Below are 15565 nucleotides of genomic sequence, written 5' to 3' on the forward strand. Positions count from 1 at the left end.
CCTTTGGGTCATGATAAGTGAACTAGCTAATACCATTTTCAACCAGGCTATTAATGACTATCATCAATTTGATGATATAGACCATCCCATTGTTAATCCTTATGAAAAGGACAGCCTGTCGCATCTCTTTTACTTAAAAAACTGGATAGATACGGCGCAGTGGCATATGGAAGATGTGGTTAGGAATCCGGATATTACACCAGTAGAAGGTTTAAGCTGGAAACGGAGAATAGATGCTCAAAATCAGGTGCGTACGGATATGGTAGAGTTTATTGATGGTTATTTTTTAGCGCAATATCAACAGGTTACTCCCTCGGCTAACGCTACGGTAAACACGGAAAGTCCGGCTTGGGCTATTGATAGACTTTCCATTCTAGCTTTGAAAATTTACCATATGCAGGAAGAAGCTGATCGTGTAACAGCGAGCGAAGCGCATAGAGCGCAATGTAAGGCTAAATTGGAGGTGCTGTTGATGCAGAGAAATGACTTATCGAAGAGCATCGATGAACTTTTAGCGGACATTGCGGCAGGGAAGAAATATATGAAAGTTTATAAGCAGATGAAAATGTACAACGATCCGAGTTTAAATCCAGTGCTATATAAGAAAGCTTAAAGCGGAAATATAGCAAATAAAAGATGCCAGCTAAAAATAAGATTATTGTTTTACGTTTTTCGGCCATGGGCGATGTTGCGATGGTTGCCGCTGTATTGCGCGAATTTTCGATGCAAAACGAGGTGGAGTTGGTGATGGTGAGCAGACCTGCATTTAAGCCTTTTTTCGACGATATACCTAACTTGACTTTTCATGCCATCCATCCTCAAGAAGGACATAAGGGTGTCTTGGGCTTATATAGGCTGTATAAAGAATTAAGGGCTTACCGGCCGATTGCTATTGCAGACCTTCATGATAATTTACGGAGCAGGTTAATTTCTTCGTTTTTTAGGCTGGGGTTTTATAAGATTAGGAGGATAGATAAAGGAAGATCAGCAAAAAAAGCCCTTACCCGCACGCATAATAAGGTTTTGAAACCATTAAAATCCACCGTAGAGCGTTATGCTGAGGTATTCAGAGACCTGGGTTTTAATTTGCAATTAAGTCACCAATTGGTTCGTGTTAGAAAAGAACTTCCTGCGGGTGCTATTAATTTGATTCAAGGTCACCAACGACAAATTATTGGGATTTCTCCATTTGCTCAACACCATTACAAGCTTTATCCATTGGCTAAAATGGAAATTGTGTTGAGGGAGTTGGCGGAATTCGATTGCCAAGTTTTCATCTTCGGAGGAGGAAATAGCGAGCGTAATGTGGCAGAGAAATGGCAAGATCAATTTAGTCATGTAAAGAGCTTAATTGGTAGATTTACCTTAAAGGAAGAATTGGCCATTATCAGTCATTTAGATTTGATGGTTAGTATGGACTCATCTGGTATGCATATGGCTTCCCTTATGGGCGTTCCCGTGGTTTCAATTTGGGGCCCTACGCATCCTTATGCGGGTTTTTTAGGTTACGGCCAGCAATTGGAAGATTGTATTCAGATAACGCATCCGGCGAGGCCGAGTTCTATTTATGGCAATAAACCTTGCTTGTGCGGTTCTGAACCCTGCATCGAACAAATCGAACCTAAGGTTGTTGTAAACAAAATAAAGGAAAAATTAAGTCATGGCTAAACGATTACTATTAATCAGACACGCAAAATCCGATTGGGCAGATCCTGCCTTGAAAGATTTTGATAGACCCTTAAATAAAAGAGGGAATGCAAATGCTCCGGAGATGGCACAAAGGCTGGTGGATTGCAAGATATTCCCAGAATTGATTGTTGCCAGTCCGGCGCTAAGAGCCCTTACTACTGCCCGGTATTTTGCGGAAGCTTGGGGACTACCTACCATTCATACGAATAAAAGCATTTACGAAGCCAGCTTAAAAACACTTCTTGATATGGTAAATGAGTTCGATGATAGTTTGGAAACTATTGCCATGTTTGGTCACAATCCAGGTTTTACGGATTTTGCAAACTATTTAAGCGACGCAGCAATTTATAATATGCCTACCTGTAGTGTTGTAATGCTCGAGTTCCCTGTTGATAATTGGGAAATGGTGAGTGCACAAACTGCAAAGGTCTTGTTATTTGATTACCCCAAAAGCTTAGCTGATTAACCTTAGAACTTCAAGTGTTTAACCGTTAATCCACCATTAATAAGTTGCTTTAGCGAATCTATTCCTATTTTTAAATGGCTTTCTACATAGTTGGTGGTTACAGAACTATCACTCTCAGCTGTTTTTACGCCTTCAGGGATCATCGGTTGATCTGATACCAATAATAAGGCGCCTGTTGGGATTTTATTCGCAAATCCAGTGGTAAATATCGTTGCCGTTTCCATATCAACAGCCATCGCCCTTAAAGTTTTCAGGTATTTTTTAAATTCCTTGTCGTGCTCCCAAACCCTTCTGTTAGTTGTATAGCAGGTTCCCGTCCAATAATCTCTGGAGTGGTCTCTAATTGTTGTCGAAATAGCCTTCTGCAGGGCAAATGCCGGTAATGCAGGAACTTCGGCTGGGAGATAGTCGTTAGAAGTTCCCTCACCCCTGATAGCAGCGATTGGCAGGATGAGATCACCCAACTGATTTTTCTTCTTTAGGCCTCCGCATTTTCCCAAAAACAACACGGCTTTAGGGCTTATGGCCGTCAATAGGTCCATCATTGTTGCCGCTAGCGGACTACCCATTCCGAAGTTGATGATGGTAATGCCATTGGCCGAGCAGCTCTGCATCGGTTTATCCAAGCCTAAGATAGGTGCATTATCATTCCACTCTGAAAACATGCTTAGGTATTTACTGAAATTTGTTAGTAAGATGTATTTTCCAAAGTCTTCTAAAGGTCTGCCCGTATAACGTGGAAGCCAGTTTTTTACGATCTCGTCTTTAGATTTTAATCCTGATTTAACCGGACTTTCAACTTCTTTTACTTTTTTAGCTTTTGCTACAATTTTTTCGTCTTTTTTGACATCCATTTCTTCATTCATAGTCGTTAATTTTTAGCGCTTTAGTCGCTGTGGTAATTATTAGTAAGTTAAAAAAAATCCCCTAGTTTTGCTAGGGGATTAACGTTATGCTGCTTTTAATTTTTTAAAGTCTGCTTTTTCGAATTTTTCTATTGCATAAGCTAAATTGATATGCAGCTCCTTGACATTCTCGTCGGAAGGTGTGTCGTACATCGCATCGAGCATAATGGCTTCACAGATCGATCTTAGTCCGCGAGCACCAAGTTTATATTCCATCGCTTTGTCTACGATGAAATCCAATACTTCGTCCTCAAAAACCAGTTTAACATCTTCGTACTCGAATAGTTTCGTGTACTGTCGCATTAACGAATTTTTCGGCTCTGTTAAAATATTTCGCAGTGCATTTAAATCTAGCGGGTTAAGGTGGGTAAGAACAGGCACACGTCCAATCAATTCCGGTATTAAGCCAAATGCTTTAAGATCTTGCGGAGTAATGTATTTATATAGATTTTTTAAGTCTAGGTCCACATCATCTTTCTTCACCTTGTAGCCTACAGCCTGAGTACGTAATCTATTCGCAATTTTACGCTCAATCCCGTCAAATGCACCACCGCAAATAAATAAAATATTGTTGGTGTTTACGGCGATCATTTTTTGGTCTGGGTGTTTCCTGCCACCTTGAGGTGGAACATTTACAATGGTCCCTTCTAAAATTTTTAAAAGTGCCTGTTGTACGCCCTCGCCGCTAACATCTCTTGTAATGGAAGGGTTATCGCTTTTGCGAGCTACTTTATCTACTTCATCAATATAAACGATACCTCTTTCAGCAGACGCTACATCGTAATCTGCCGCTTGCAATAAGCGGGTTAAAATACTTTCAACATCTTCGCCAACGTAACCTGCTTCCGTTAAGACAGTTGCATCTACAATGCAAAATGGTACATGAAGAATTTTGGCAATTGTTTTCGCTAACAATGTTTTTCCCGTACCGGTTTCGCCCACCAACATGATATTTGATTTTTCAATCTCCACTTCGTCTCTGTCTATTTGCTGACTTAAACGTTTATAGTGGTTGTAAACGGCTACCGAAAGCACCTTTTTTGCATCATCCTGACCAATGACATATTGATCTATGTGCGCTTTAATCTCTGCTGGTTTTAAGAGGGTAAATGAGTCATCAAATACTTTACTTTTTTTATTGCCTATTTCTTGGGCAAGTAAAACATTCGCTTGAGTTACACATTTATCGCAAATGTATGCGTCCATTCCTTCAATAAGCATGAGTGTTTCATGCTTAGGGGAGTTACAGAACGAGCAACGAGATTCTTTACTTTGTCTAGCCATCTTTTTCTATTTATTACCGCCTAACACCTCATCAATCATACCAAATTCTTTCGCTTCATCAGCTTTCATCCAGTAATCTCTATCCGAGGCTTTCTCTACCCATTCGTAACTTTGACCTGAATGTGTAGAAATGATGTCGTATAGCTCTTTTTTTAATTTAAGCATCTCTCTTAAATTGATCTCCATATCTGAAGCAACACCTTGTGCACCGCCAGATGGTTGGTGGATCATAACACGAGAGTGGGTGAGGGCAGCACGTTTGCCCTTAGCGCCTGCTACCAATAATACTGCACCCATTGATGCTGCCATTCCGGTACAAATTGTTGCCACATCTGGTGTGATGTATTGCATTGTGTCATAGATGCCTAGGCCTGCGTAAACAGATCCTCCTGGCGAGTTAATATAGATTTGAATATCACGATTGGCATCTGTTGATTGTAAGAATAACAATTGCGCCTGGATAATATTTGCATTCTGATCATAGATCGCATCTCCCAAAAAGATAATTCTATCCATCATCAATCGAGAGAAAACATCCATTTGAGCCACATTTAGTTGACGTTCCTCAATGATATATGGCGTCATTGATTTAGGAGAATTATTTGTAGCGGCAATGAACCTGTCTACGTTTAAACCATTAATTCTGTGATGCTTAACAGCGTATTTTCTGAATTCGTCTTTGTTTATGTTCATGAGTATAACGTTTTGGTCTAATAAATATTCCTAAGATTAGTTAATTTCCGTGCCAATTTATCTATTTCTTTGAGATAATAGCTTAATTATGCATTTGAAATTATATTTCTTCTTTCCAATACTACTAAATTATTTGCATTTCAAAGATAAATCGATGCGCAATATTCAGATAATGAGGGTATTGTAAATGCTAAGAGCAGCCCAATTGAGCTGCTCTGCAAATTTTATTTCTTAGGTACTGACAATTGGTCTGTTAGCGCGATTGACACTGCCAAACTGCGTTCCCTTACTAGCTATTTCATTTCTACAAACTTTGCGTATCCGATCTCTTTTTGATCAAGCGTAGCAACAGATTTGATATAGTCGAATACCTTTAATGCTTTTACTTCATCGAAAATACGGTTGGCATTTTCTTTTTCCTGTAAGAAAGTTGTGGTGTATTGCGCCAATTGATCTTCTGGCATTGGTTGCGGGCTGTACATTCTAAACTGGGCATCTAAGCGTTGCTTTGCAGTTTCGAAAACATCTTTATAATCGATTTTAATTTCGTTGTCTGTGATGATTTTATTCTCGATTAACGTCCATTTTAAGTTCTTGGCAAAATCATCATATCCTTGTGCCAACTCTTCGTCTGTTAATTTCTCGTTGGTTGCTTTTAACCATTTACGCAAGAACTCATCCGGCAATTGCATTTTAGTTTGCGATGTTAACTGTGTGTAAATATCGTTTTGCAATTTACGATCAGCATCTTGCTGGAACATGCTTTCGATTTCTTCGGTTATTTTTGCTCTGAAACCAGCTTCATCTGTTACTACACCAGGGCCAAATATCTTATCAAAGAACTCTTGATTTAAATCTGATTCTTCTAAGCGGTTTACATTTTTAACAGTAACCTGGAATTTTGACTTCAATTCTTTAGCGTCTACCTCTTCGATGTTTAATAATTTTGCAATAACGGTTTCATTGCCGTCAAAAGCCTTCTGTACATCTAGTTCGATCACATCGTCTTTTTTAAGACCCACTAAAGATTTTAAGATCTTTTTATCGGTTACGAGATCGGTACGGATAGATCCAGTACTGGTAATCCCGCCTTCGAAAACTGTTCCATCTGGGGAAAGTTGCACTAAGTCGGCATAAATTACATCACCTTCAGCCGCAACTTCAGGATTGGTCATTTTGCCGTAACTTTTACGGATGTTCGTGATACGGGCAGCGAGTGTTTCTTCATCTGCCTTTACATCATAATAAGTAAATTTATCTTTTGAAGTAATTTCAACGTCAACAGCTGGCGCCAAGCCTAACTCATAGTTGAATACGAATTCATCTGTGTTATCCCATTTAAATTCGATAGTATCGTCCAAAACAGGCAATGGTTGACCAAGCACTTCAACTTTATTGTCTGTTAAATGTTTAGTTAATGTTTCACTTAATAAGGTGTTGATTTCTTCCACTAAAATGCTTTTGCCGTACATTTTTTTAATGTGGCCAACTGGAACCATTCCTTTGCGGAAGCCCGGTAGGTTTGCTTTTTTAGCTTGTTCTTTAAGCGATTTCTCTACTCTCGAAGCATAATCTTCAGGTGCAATAGTGATTTTTACAATTGCATTTAAATCGTCAACTTTTTCCTGTGTGATATTCATTTCAATTCTTATTAATGTCTTTTAAAAATAAAGCCGTTCCGATAATTAATCGAAACGGCTTCAGGTATTAGTGCGGATGAAGGGACTCGAACCCCCACGCCGTGAAGCGCCAGATCCTAAGTCTGGTGCGGCTACCAATTACGCCACATCCGCAATTAGGATTTATTTTGGATTGCAAAGATAGCGTTTTGTGTCAATTTTCAAAAAGGAAAAGAAAATATTTTTAATTAGCAAATTGATCAATTAGCTAATTAGCTAATTACCAGTTTGTCCTGTAAATAAAATAAATACTCAACCGCTTTAACCAGTCGACTCCCATACCAGGAAAACATCTCTCCATCTACCAACATTACTTTTGAATGAGGGAAGGCAGCCTCAATTTCTTCGATATGTTTTTCTTTAAAAGGGTAGGGTTCTGAAGAAAGCAAAATCAGTTCACAGTTTTCGGCTTTTAATTCTTCAAGGTCCATGGAAGGATATCTGGATTGCTTAACCACATTGGTAAGTCCAATTTTTCTCAAGATATCATCAATAAAAGTATGTTGACCGGCGAACATATAGGGGTCTTTCCAAATAAGGTAAGCGGCTCGTTTATTGATGTTTTTGCTGAGCGCCAATGTTTGTAGGTCTGTAAACCCCGTATTAATCAGGTGATTTAAATAAGCGGCTTCGGGACTTCTATCTACAAGCTCTCCAATTTGATGGATTGTATGCAGAGCATCTTCGAGATTGGTAATATCGCTCATCCAGACTGGAAAATCCTGCATTAAAGCTTCAATCTCGCTTTGTGTATTCTCTTCTTTGTTGCCGATAATAAGATCAGGTTGTAGCTCCCTAATGAGGTTTAATTTAAGTTTTTTGGTGCCTCCAACTTTCGTGCAGCCTGCAAATTTCTCGATAGGGTGGATACAAAATTTGGTGATACCGATAATTTCGTTAGTTAGACCTAAATCGAATAAAAGCTCGCTTTGAGAGGGAACTAAGGAGACGATTTTTTTGGGAGGATAATTTATGGTTATTGTCCTGCCCATTTGGTCTGTAAACGATTTTCTCATCAGTCTGCTAAGCTATCAACCACTATGCTAATTTCGTGATCGCCAATGGTAATAATCCGTTCCTTATATAGCCCACCAATTGCTTTTTTGAAGGCGCTTTTGCTGATCTGGAAACGCTCATAAATTTCTTCTGGCGTACTTTTGTCGCCCAGCGCAATTTTGCCGCCACGTTCTCTCAACTCTTTCAATAGTACATCTTTGGTGTCCAGGATATGACTATAGCCCAATGGCTGTAAGCTAAGATCTATCTTGCCTTCAATACGGATCTTTTTGATCCACCCTTTACGCTGTTCGCCGACTTTTAGATTAGCAAATAGCTCATTGTGGTAGAGAAGGCCAATGTACCGGTTGTTAATAATGGCATTAAAACCAAGGTCTGTTTTCTCGCTAATTAGCAGACTCACTTCATCACCTTCATCAATTTCAAAGTCTTCTTCTTCAATAAAGCGGTCTAAACGTGAGGAAGCTAGCATTCTTTGATTACTCTCATCCAGGTAAAGATACACCACATAACTTTCGTCCAGCTGCATTGGGCGTTTTTGATCCCGGGTAGGAACATACACGTCTTTTCCGATGCCCAGATCTAAGTATGCACCGTCCTCTGTTACATCAACAACTGTTAAACAAGCAAAATCAGCTACCTGTGCCAGCGCTTTCTTGGTAGTGGCAATCGTTTGTCCATCCTTATTTACAAATACGAATACGGTAATGTTGTCGCCAATTTCCACATTAGCGGGTACGTCGCTATATGGCAATAAGATTTCTCTGTGCCCGTCAGACAGACTTAAGCCATCGCTATTTTTTGCTGCTATTTGTAGATCGTTAAATTTTCCTATCGTTATCATGTTATGCTTTGAAAAAGCAAAGTTACTATTAAATATTCTTAATGGTTTTAGGAAATTGAAAACCATAATTATCCATCCTTGTTATTAGGATGTACAGCATAAAATTCATAGTCATGCAAGAAGATCAAAAATTTACTGAAAATGGAATTAGCACGCCACATAATTCACCTCAGCGATCTGATGAGCCGAATAGCGCGCATGCAACCGGCACCACGGAAAATTATGTAAAGGACCGTAAAGAGAAAGCGGAAAAGCAAATGGAAGCAGAACACAAAATGGAATCCAAATCTCTTTGGGATTGGGGGTCTATTAAATATGTGATTCTTTGAGTTAGTTTCTTTTAAGTTTACGGCCAGGTTCATAATGCAGCCCTGGGGAGAGCCAGTATAATAATATCATTCTAGCGTAACGGTAATTAAAGGGAGAAAATATCACCGAAGCTCCTATTAAAATTGCCACGAAATACCAGAGATTTTCATACTCCAAGGTGAGGCCGAATACGTAGGCTGCGACAGAGATGGTGATCATTTCCGCGACATTCATTGCGTAACTCACAAACATTGCTACGTAGAAATAACCTGGCTCTCTTTCGAATTTTAGTCCACAATGTGGGCAGTATTCGTTCATCTGTTGCGCCTTTAAGCTATATACCGGGCCGTTAAAAACTTTCCCAACTCTACACCGGGGGCATTTGGAGTTTGAAAGTCCATGCCATTGTCCTATTATTTTTTGTTCAGTTTCCATGTATAATTGATTTTCTAAATTTCTCTGGGGTCATTTTCTCGTATTTCTTAAAGAATTTAATAAAATACGATTGGTCTGTGAAATTAAGCTGATCTGCTATTTCACTAATTCTTAAGTCTACATTGACTAATAATCTTTTGGCTTCTAGCAAAACCCGGTCACGAATTAAAGAGCCGGCAGAAACTCCCAAAAAGTCATTGCATAAAGCGTTTAGATGATTGGGTGTAATATATAATAAAGCGGCATATTGCTTTGGCAGCTTTAGGTCGGTGTAGTTACTTTCTATAAGTGCCATAAAATTAGCTAAGAGTGTATGGTTATAAGTTTCCTTATTAAAAGGTTCAAGCGTAGCTTGAAACCTGGCTATTTCTATAAACACTCTCAGGAGTAAGATTTTAACTAAATCGTCGTTTACAGGTGCTTCGTGTAGGCCTTCCTTTAAGATGTCTTCAAATATAGCGGTGATCTTTTGCTGGATTTCTGGTGGGAGTGCTAGTACTTGAGCATTTGGTTGTCCGCTAAAAAAATGAAAACGGCTCAAATAATCTGTTGCTAGTAGCAACGAACTAAAATAGGTTCTGGCAAAATTAATAAGGTATCCAGAGGGCTTTGTGCTAAAATTCCAATGGTGTACCTGACCGGGAATCATAAAATAAATGAGGCCGGGTTTGATGTCAAACTTTTTAAAATCAATTTGCTGTTCTCCTTCACCTTCCGTAAAAAATACCAAATGGTAAAATGTGTGCTTATGGGGTTTTAATAGCTGTTCATTCTGACTGAGGTAGTGGCCAAATTCACTCACTAGAATCCCTTCATTTTTGTATGATTTTAGTGTTTCAATCGCATAAATGGGGATCTTTGAACTCATATTCAAAGGTAAGGTTTTAATTTCCTTTAGAAAGGTATAATTTAAACGAAAAAAGGTATTTTTTACTTAGCTTGCTTCGCCATGCTCGCAATGACAGGCGAGTAAGACTAAGGATTGATCAGGATTTTTTTATGGGGAAATTGGCTGCTATGGGATAAAATCATATTCATGATATAGTCGTTAGAAGGATAGGGTGTGATCACTGATTTAAGCGTTTCCAAATCATTTATATCGACGTGATTGGAAATATATCCCATACCATAGAACTTCCCTCTTTCAACCCATAAGCAACTTTTTTCATCTTCAGCTCTTCCATTATCAATTAAAGCAAATGAAGGCAACAGGTTTTGTAATTCTTCGATAGCCTGTTTAGCGCGATGATTATAATCGTCTACGCTTTCTGCCCCAATACACGCACCTAGGCAGGTTCCGTTTGCGTGGCCTGTACATGCGGCTTTTTGTTTTTGAATAAAACAGAGTTTTTCACATAACAGATGCTCACCGGCAATTGTTCGTAGTAGTTGATGGCCTTCCAATAAATGGTTAAAGCTATATAGCACGGTGCCATTGTTTCGATACTTATCTATTCCTAAGCGGATGTATCCATTTTGATCTTCGAAATGATAAAGCGAATACTTTTGTTCGAAGCGTTTCATAGCCCTGTTATTTTCCGGCCATAACTTCTTGATTTCTGCGGCTTCTAATATAAATGCCATCAATTCAGTTCCACATTCTTGGTAATCGATTGTATGGATATCTTTTAAGAAATTTTGCCGCTGTTGTGTAATGCTATGCCCGGTGAAATGCGTACATACCCGCTTTTTAATTTGTTTAGCCTTCCCTACGTAAATTACTTTTCCTTTATGATCTTTAAAATAATAAACCCCTGGAGTATTGGGTAAATTATCAATTTGCGATTTTTGGAGATTTGCAGGTAGTACTTGTTCTTTTGAAGTTTTTTTCAGGGTATCTGCAATTAAGCCACCGGTATCTTTTTCGATAAGCATTGCCAGCAGTATGGCCGTGGCACTTGCATCCCCTTCGGCACGATGCCTATTGGTTAAAGGTATGGATAAGGAAGTGCATAACTTTCCTAAACTGTAGGAAGGGAGGCCGGGGAATAATCTTCGGCTCAGTCTAACAGTGCACAATTTCTTGCTATTTAACAGATAGCCACAGGCTTCTAAATGATGCTTAATAAAGGAGTAATCAAAATTTACATTATGGGCTACGAAAATTTTATCGTGTAATAAGTGATAAATTTCGTCTGCTACCGTTCTAAAATCGGGCGCATTCGAGACCATTTCATCATTTATTCCTGTTAATGCCTGTATATAAACCGGAATGTTTTGGTGCGGATTAACTAAGGTGTCGTATTGTTTAATAATCTTTTCACCATCGTGAATTAAGATGGCAATTTCTGTAATTCCATGATGAGCGGCATAACCACCTGTTGTTTCAATATCTACAACTGCGTATAACATAAATTGGGAATGGGAAACAAATATACTAAAAATATTAGTAATTAGCGGTAAAGTTAAAATTTTTACACCTTATACAATAAACCTTGGAAAATGTCGTCTTATATAGGAGAGCGTTAATTTAGATATCGGGGATAGGACTTTATGTTTTATCCCCGGTTCTTTTTTAGGGGCCGTAAATAGAGGTAGCTCAAGATGATTAGGCAAATCAATCCCAATATAAATCCTGCCAAGGTATCACTAAACCAATGCGCACCTAAATATACCCGGGAAAAAGGGATCGTAATGATAAAGAACATGGAAATGTAAGTGATTAGGTTTCTTGTTAAAGTGGACAGGTCTGTTAGTTGTTTCATTAAAATGATCATAAATCCGAAGAACAAAATGTAGGAGAGTACGTGTCCGCTGGGGTAGCTTTGAAACCGGTTAATTTCTACCAGCCTGACATAAAATTCAGTAGGGCGTGGCCGGTCGATTATATTCTTAATGCCCAAGATGATCAATCCGGATAGGAGTATAGATAGGACAAATAGCGATTCTCTTTTGTATTTGAGTCGGTAAAAGCCGATTGAAACAAGGAATATCATCACAAAAGAATAGGGTAATTCGCCAAAAAGACTGATAGCTATCATAATTTTATCCAACACATCTGAGTGGTATTTTTGAAGAAGGAGGGATATTTTGTGGTCGAATGACGGAATTGGATTTGCGCTTATATAAAAAGTGAGCAGGGTAAAGGCAAGCGTTAATGTGAGGACAGCTAGCTGTATTAAATGGCGTTTACTTTTCATCAGCATCTAATTTTGAGTCAATTTTGGTATCTTTCATTGATACATATACTATGAGGGAAATAAAAATACAGCCTGTGATGTACCAATAATAATAATGCTCATGTTGTCTATCTTTTAGCCAAAGGGCGATGTATTCAGCAGTTCCTCCAAAAATAGCTACGGTGAGAGCATATGGTAGTCCGACTCCCAAAGCCCTTATTTGTGCTGGAAATAACTCTGCTTTTACGATTGCATTAATGCTCGTGTAACCACTTACAATAACTAAAGCTAACATTAATAATAAGAACGCTTGGAGTTGGGAAGTTGTTTGACTTAATAAAGTAAGTAATGGAACAGTACCACAGGTTCCGGCAATGCCGAAGCCGATTAGCAAGGGCCTGCGACCAATTTTATCAGAAAGTGCGCCAAATACGGGTTGCAGACAAGCAAAAATAAATAACGTTGTAAAAGACATTAAGGTAGACTGCTCTTTGCTCATGTGAACGGTGTTGACCAAGAATTTTTGCATATAAGTGGTGTAGGTATAGAACGCTAACGTGCCCCCTAAAGTTAAACCGATTACCGTGAGCACCGCTTTTGGATGTTTTAATAGCTCTTGTAGTGTTCCTTTTTTATTGGAGGTATGATTTTTCTGACTTTCAAAAGCCTGGGTTTCTTCCAGATTTTTCCGGAGATAAAGCGCTACGACGGCCAATATGGCTCCGAAAATAAAAGGTATCCGCCAACCCCATTCATGTAATTGCGAGTCGGTTAGGAATACCTTTTGTAATGCCAGCTGGATGGCAAGTGCTAATAGTTGTCCGCCGATTAACGTTACATATTGAAAGCTTGAGTAAAAGCCCCTTCTGTTTTTTGTGGCCATTTCACTCAGATAGGTTGCTGATACTCCATATTCGCCACCAACACTTAACCCTTGTAATAACCTTGCGGTTAGGAGCAAGATTGGTGCACCTATTCCAATGGTTTGATAGGTAGGGGTTGCGGCGATTAACAAGGAGCCAAACGACATTAAAAGCACAGAGAGTGTCATTGATTTTTTACGGCCCATACGATCTGCTAAACGGCCGAAAATATAACCACCTAATGGGCGCATTAAAAAGCCCAGTGCAAAGATGCCTGCTGTGTTGAGCAATTGAACGGTGGCATCTTCTTTAGGAAAGAAAGCAGCAGAAAAATAGATTGCAAAAGCTGCGTAAGCGTACCAATCATACCATTCTACCAGGTTTCCGATTGAACCTCCGAAAATAGCCTTTAGGCGCGAGGAGGATATTTTATGGTGGTCAGCTGATTTCATTGCAACTAAGATAGTGCAAAAAAACAAGAGGTGTTGCAGTATTGAACACCTCTTATCTGTAAAAAGCTAATTTCTATTAGTAGTAATTAAAGACCGTTTTAGTAGTGAATATCGTCGTTGCGGTTCCGGGGATGCGGTATTTTGTATAAAGTTCTGTTGGGTAACCTTCTGAGTCATACACATAGCTGTACTCGTAAGCGTCATGTTGTGGGATTGTAACGCTGTAAGTGGCAACACGTTGAGTTACATTGTTTTTAGAGAGGGTATTCAGCCCTAATTCTGGTAGGTGTAAATGGATATATGGATTGATTTGGAAATCGTAATCTATCAACGTACTTTCTGAATCGCCATGTGAGGTTGCATAATTGTATTTACGTACATTTCCCCCTAAGATTTCATAGCTGATATATTGTTTGTAATAGAATTTAGAGGATTCGCGATCAGTTCCAACGCCATAGTTATCGGTGACCCCTGTTCTACCAGGTAATGCTACATAGTTTATCATGCCGGAAGTTTGCCCATCGCGATCTGTGTAAGCAATACGGTCTAATTTACCATCACTCTTATAGGTATAGGAGGCGATATAGTCATCTTTAGATTTTTTGATTTTGCTTATGCGGTTGTTCTCATAAATGATTTCTTCTTTCATTTCGAGCAGGTTTGAATTATCGGCGGCTTTTCTGTAATGATTGATGAGGTTAAGCTTTTCATTTTCGTATAAATATTCTTCTCTGGTATCGGGTAGCCAGCTGTTTCCCGACGGGCGGTAAACAGATACATATTTCAGTTTTTTCGCTGCCTTGCTTCCTGCTAGTGAGTAGGTGATGCCGTCTTTCATATCGTTCGGTAGGATAGTTGCCGAAGCGTTCATTCCCCATTTCGTAATGCTGAGGGTGTACTTTGTAGCCTGTTTAGAAAGTGTAAGTTTTTTTTCACCCGCTCCTAAAGCCTGTATGGTTGTAAGTGGTTCGCCTGTAATTGGGTAGGTTGTGAGTTTTAAGGAAACAGGTATGCTGTCATACACTACATTTCCGATAGTAAATAACGGTTTGATGGTGATTGTGAATTCTGTGGCGGGGTTTTCCGTTGGTTTTTCATTAAATGTACCGTCAATATACCCAAAATCCTGAGGCCTCTCTGTTGTTGTTACTGGTAGAACTTCCACATCAAGTGTTGTTTTGGCTGTAGTAATGTTAGCGTTGAGCGCCAGGGATTTGCTTACATGATTAGCTTTTAATGAGCCGGTGATCGGGCTTGCATAGATGACTGAACCGTCCGCTTTTTTAACTATCAGTTTAACGAGCTTGTAGTTACCTTTGGTAACTGGAATTTCTGGGGTATTGTACTTTCCATTGTGGGTAAGTTCAAGGACTTTGTCGGTTAATACCGTTTCTCCATTTTCTTTAGTTAGGGAAATAACTGCAGAGAGATCATTTAAATCGCTGTGTGTGCCAGAAGGTGGGGCAATGCTGATTTTTAAGGTGTAACTTGATGGCTCATCCTTGTCTGGATCTACATGGATGTCTGGCTCAACTTTGCAGGAGCTCAAAAATAGGGCGATACTCCCTAAGAGGACGGCTGTTAGTCTAAAATAATTCTTCATTTGTGTGTGTGTTTAATAATATGTAAGTACTTACCTATATTTTAACAAAACTCATGCCAAATTAATTATTTGCCTATTTATTTGCGCTGAAACATACAAATGAAGTATTTTGAAAAACCAGTGTAGTAAATTATTTATGTAAGTACTTACATAAATAGTATATTTTGCTGATCAATGGGTTAATTTTCTTGATTAATCTACCTGCAT

16 protein-coding genes and 1 tRNA gene are annotated in these 15565 nt (G+C 39.0%); 4 read left to right on the forward strand and 13 right to left on the reverse strand.

The features are described 5' to 3' along the window. Nucleotides 1-10 precede the first annotated feature (10 nt). Genes BM207_RS12940 through BM207_RS12950 form a run of 3 tightly spaced genes read left to right on the forward strand, consistent with a single transcriptional unit; the run spans nt 11 to nt 2155 of the window. Nucleotides 11-613: a DUF4254 domain-containing protein gene (locus BM207_RS12940; RefSeq protein ID WP_090994749.1), complete on the forward strand. Its 603-nt coding sequence runs from the start codon at nt 11-13 to the stop codon at nt 611-613. 23 nt (nt 614-636) lie between these two features. Continuing rightward, on the forward strand, nt 637-1668 hold the full coding sequence (locus BM207_RS12945) for a glycosyltransferase family 9 protein (protein WP_090994751.1): 1032 nt from the start codon (nt 637-639) through the stop codon (nt 1666-1668). Next, nucleotides 1661-2155 carry a SixA phosphatase family protein gene (locus BM207_RS12950; RefSeq protein WP_090994755.1) on the forward strand — a complete coding sequence of 165 codons (495 nt, stop codon included), beginning with the start codon at nt 1661-1663 and terminating at the stop codon, nt 2153-2155. Before BM207_RS12945 ends, BM207_RS12950 begins: the two co-directional genes overlap by 8 nt. A gap of 2 nt (nt 2156-2157) precedes the next feature. Here the strand turns inward: BM207_RS12950 and BM207_RS12955 are convergent, their stop codons facing one another. The 7 genes from BM207_RS12955 to BM207_RS12985 form a co-directional block, all read right to left on the reverse strand. Continuing rightward, the gene (locus BM207_RS12955) at nt 2158-3021 is read right to left on the reverse strand and encodes an AMP nucleosidase (RefSeq protein ID WP_177217118.1); all 864 of its coding nucleotides are present in this window, start codon (nt 3019-3021) and stop codon (nt 2158-2160) included. An 84-nt stretch (nt 3022-3105) separates the two neighbouring features. After that, nucleotides 3106-4344 carry an ATP-dependent Clp protease ATP-binding subunit ClpX gene (gene clpX / locus BM207_RS12960; protein ID WP_090994757.1) on the reverse strand — a complete coding sequence of 413 codons (1239 nt, stop codon included), beginning with the start codon at nt 4342-4344 and terminating at the stop codon, nt 3106-3108. A 6-nt stretch (nt 4345-4350) separates the two neighbouring features. Next, nucleotides 4351-5037 carry an ATP-dependent Clp endopeptidase proteolytic subunit ClpP gene (gene clpP / locus BM207_RS12965; RefSeq protein ID WP_090994761.1) on the reverse strand — a complete coding sequence of 229 codons (687 nt, stop codon included), beginning with the start codon at nt 5035-5037 and terminating at the stop codon, nt 4351-4353. Between the two features lie 293 nt (nt 5038-5330). Next, nucleotides 5331-6677 (reverse strand): trigger factor, encoded by a 1347-nt coding sequence (gene tig, locus BM207_RS12970; protein ID WP_090994765.1) that lies wholly within the window; start codon nt 6675-6677, stop codon nt 5331-5333. 71 nt (nt 6678-6748) lie between these two features. Further along, nucleotides 6749-6830, reverse strand: a tRNA-Leu gene (locus BM207_RS12975). 98 nt (nt 6831-6928) lie between these two features. Then, the gene (locus BM207_RS12980; protein ID WP_090994768.1) at nt 6929-7732 is read right to left on the reverse strand and encodes an ABC transporter substrate-binding protein; all 804 of its coding nucleotides are present in this window, start codon (nt 7730-7732) and stop codon (nt 6929-6931) included. Next, nucleotides 7732-8577 carry a CvfB family protein gene (locus tag BM207_RS12985; RefSeq protein WP_090995060.1) on the reverse strand — a complete coding sequence of 282 codons (846 nt, stop codon included), beginning with the start codon at nt 8575-8577 and terminating at the stop codon, nt 7732-7734. Before BM207_RS12985 ends, BM207_RS12980 begins: the two co-directional genes overlap by 1 nt. 113 nt (nt 8578-8690) lie before the next feature. Here BM207_RS12985 and BM207_RS12990 point away from each other — a divergent pair, with 113 nt between their 5' ends. Next, a complete protein-coding gene (locus tag BM207_RS12990; RefSeq protein WP_090994772.1) occupies nt 8691-8906 on the forward strand; it encodes a hypothetical protein in 216 nt (71 codons plus the stop codon). Nucleotide 8907: 1 nt separating this feature from the next. Here the strand turns inward: BM207_RS12990 and BM207_RS12995 are convergent, their stop codons facing one another. The 6 genes from BM207_RS12995 to BM207_RS13020 all read right to left on the reverse strand — a co-directional run bounded on the left by BM207_RS12995 (nt 8908) and on the right by BM207_RS13020 (nt 15358). Further along, nucleotides 8908-9204 carry a DUF983 domain-containing protein gene (locus BM207_RS12995; RefSeq protein WP_317040306.1) on the reverse strand — a complete coding sequence of 99 codons (297 nt, stop codon included), beginning with the start codon at nt 9202-9204 and terminating at the stop codon, nt 8908-8910. Between the two features lie 106 nt (nt 9205-9310). Next, on the reverse strand, nt 9311-10189 hold the full coding sequence (locus BM207_RS13000; RefSeq protein WP_090994782.1) for an AraC family transcriptional regulator: 879 nt from the start codon (nt 10187-10189) through the stop codon (nt 9311-9313). Between the two features lie 107 nt (nt 10190-10296). Continuing rightward, nucleotides 10297-11673 carry an exonuclease domain-containing protein gene (locus tag BM207_RS13005; RefSeq protein WP_090994786.1) on the reverse strand — a complete coding sequence of 459 codons (1377 nt, stop codon included), beginning with the start codon at nt 11671-11673 and terminating at the stop codon, nt 10297-10299. A 146-nt stretch (nt 11674-11819) separates the two neighbouring features. Next, nucleotides 11820-12461, reverse strand: coding sequence for a phosphatase PAP2 family protein (locus BM207_RS13010; protein ID WP_177217119.1), 642 nt, complete (start codon nt 12459-12461; stop codon nt 11820-11822). Further along, a complete protein-coding gene (locus tag BM207_RS13015; protein ID WP_090994793.1) occupies nt 12451-13755 on the reverse strand; it encodes an MFS transporter in 1305 nt (434 codons plus the stop codon). The genes BM207_RS13010 and BM207_RS13015 overlap by 11 nt, the downstream gene beginning before the upstream one ends. A 76-nt stretch (nt 13756-13831) precedes the next feature. After that, entirely contained in the window at nt 13832-15358 is a 1527-nt protein-coding gene (locus tag BM207_RS13020; protein WP_090994797.1) for a hypothetical protein, read from the reverse strand. Nucleotides 15359-15565: the final 207 nt, after the last annotated feature.

Source organism: Pedobacter insulae, assembly GCF_900113525.1.
In the GTDB taxonomy this organism is placed as follows: domain Bacteria; phylum Bacteroidota; class Bacteroidia; order Sphingobacteriales; family Sphingobacteriaceae; genus Pedobacter; species Pedobacter insulae.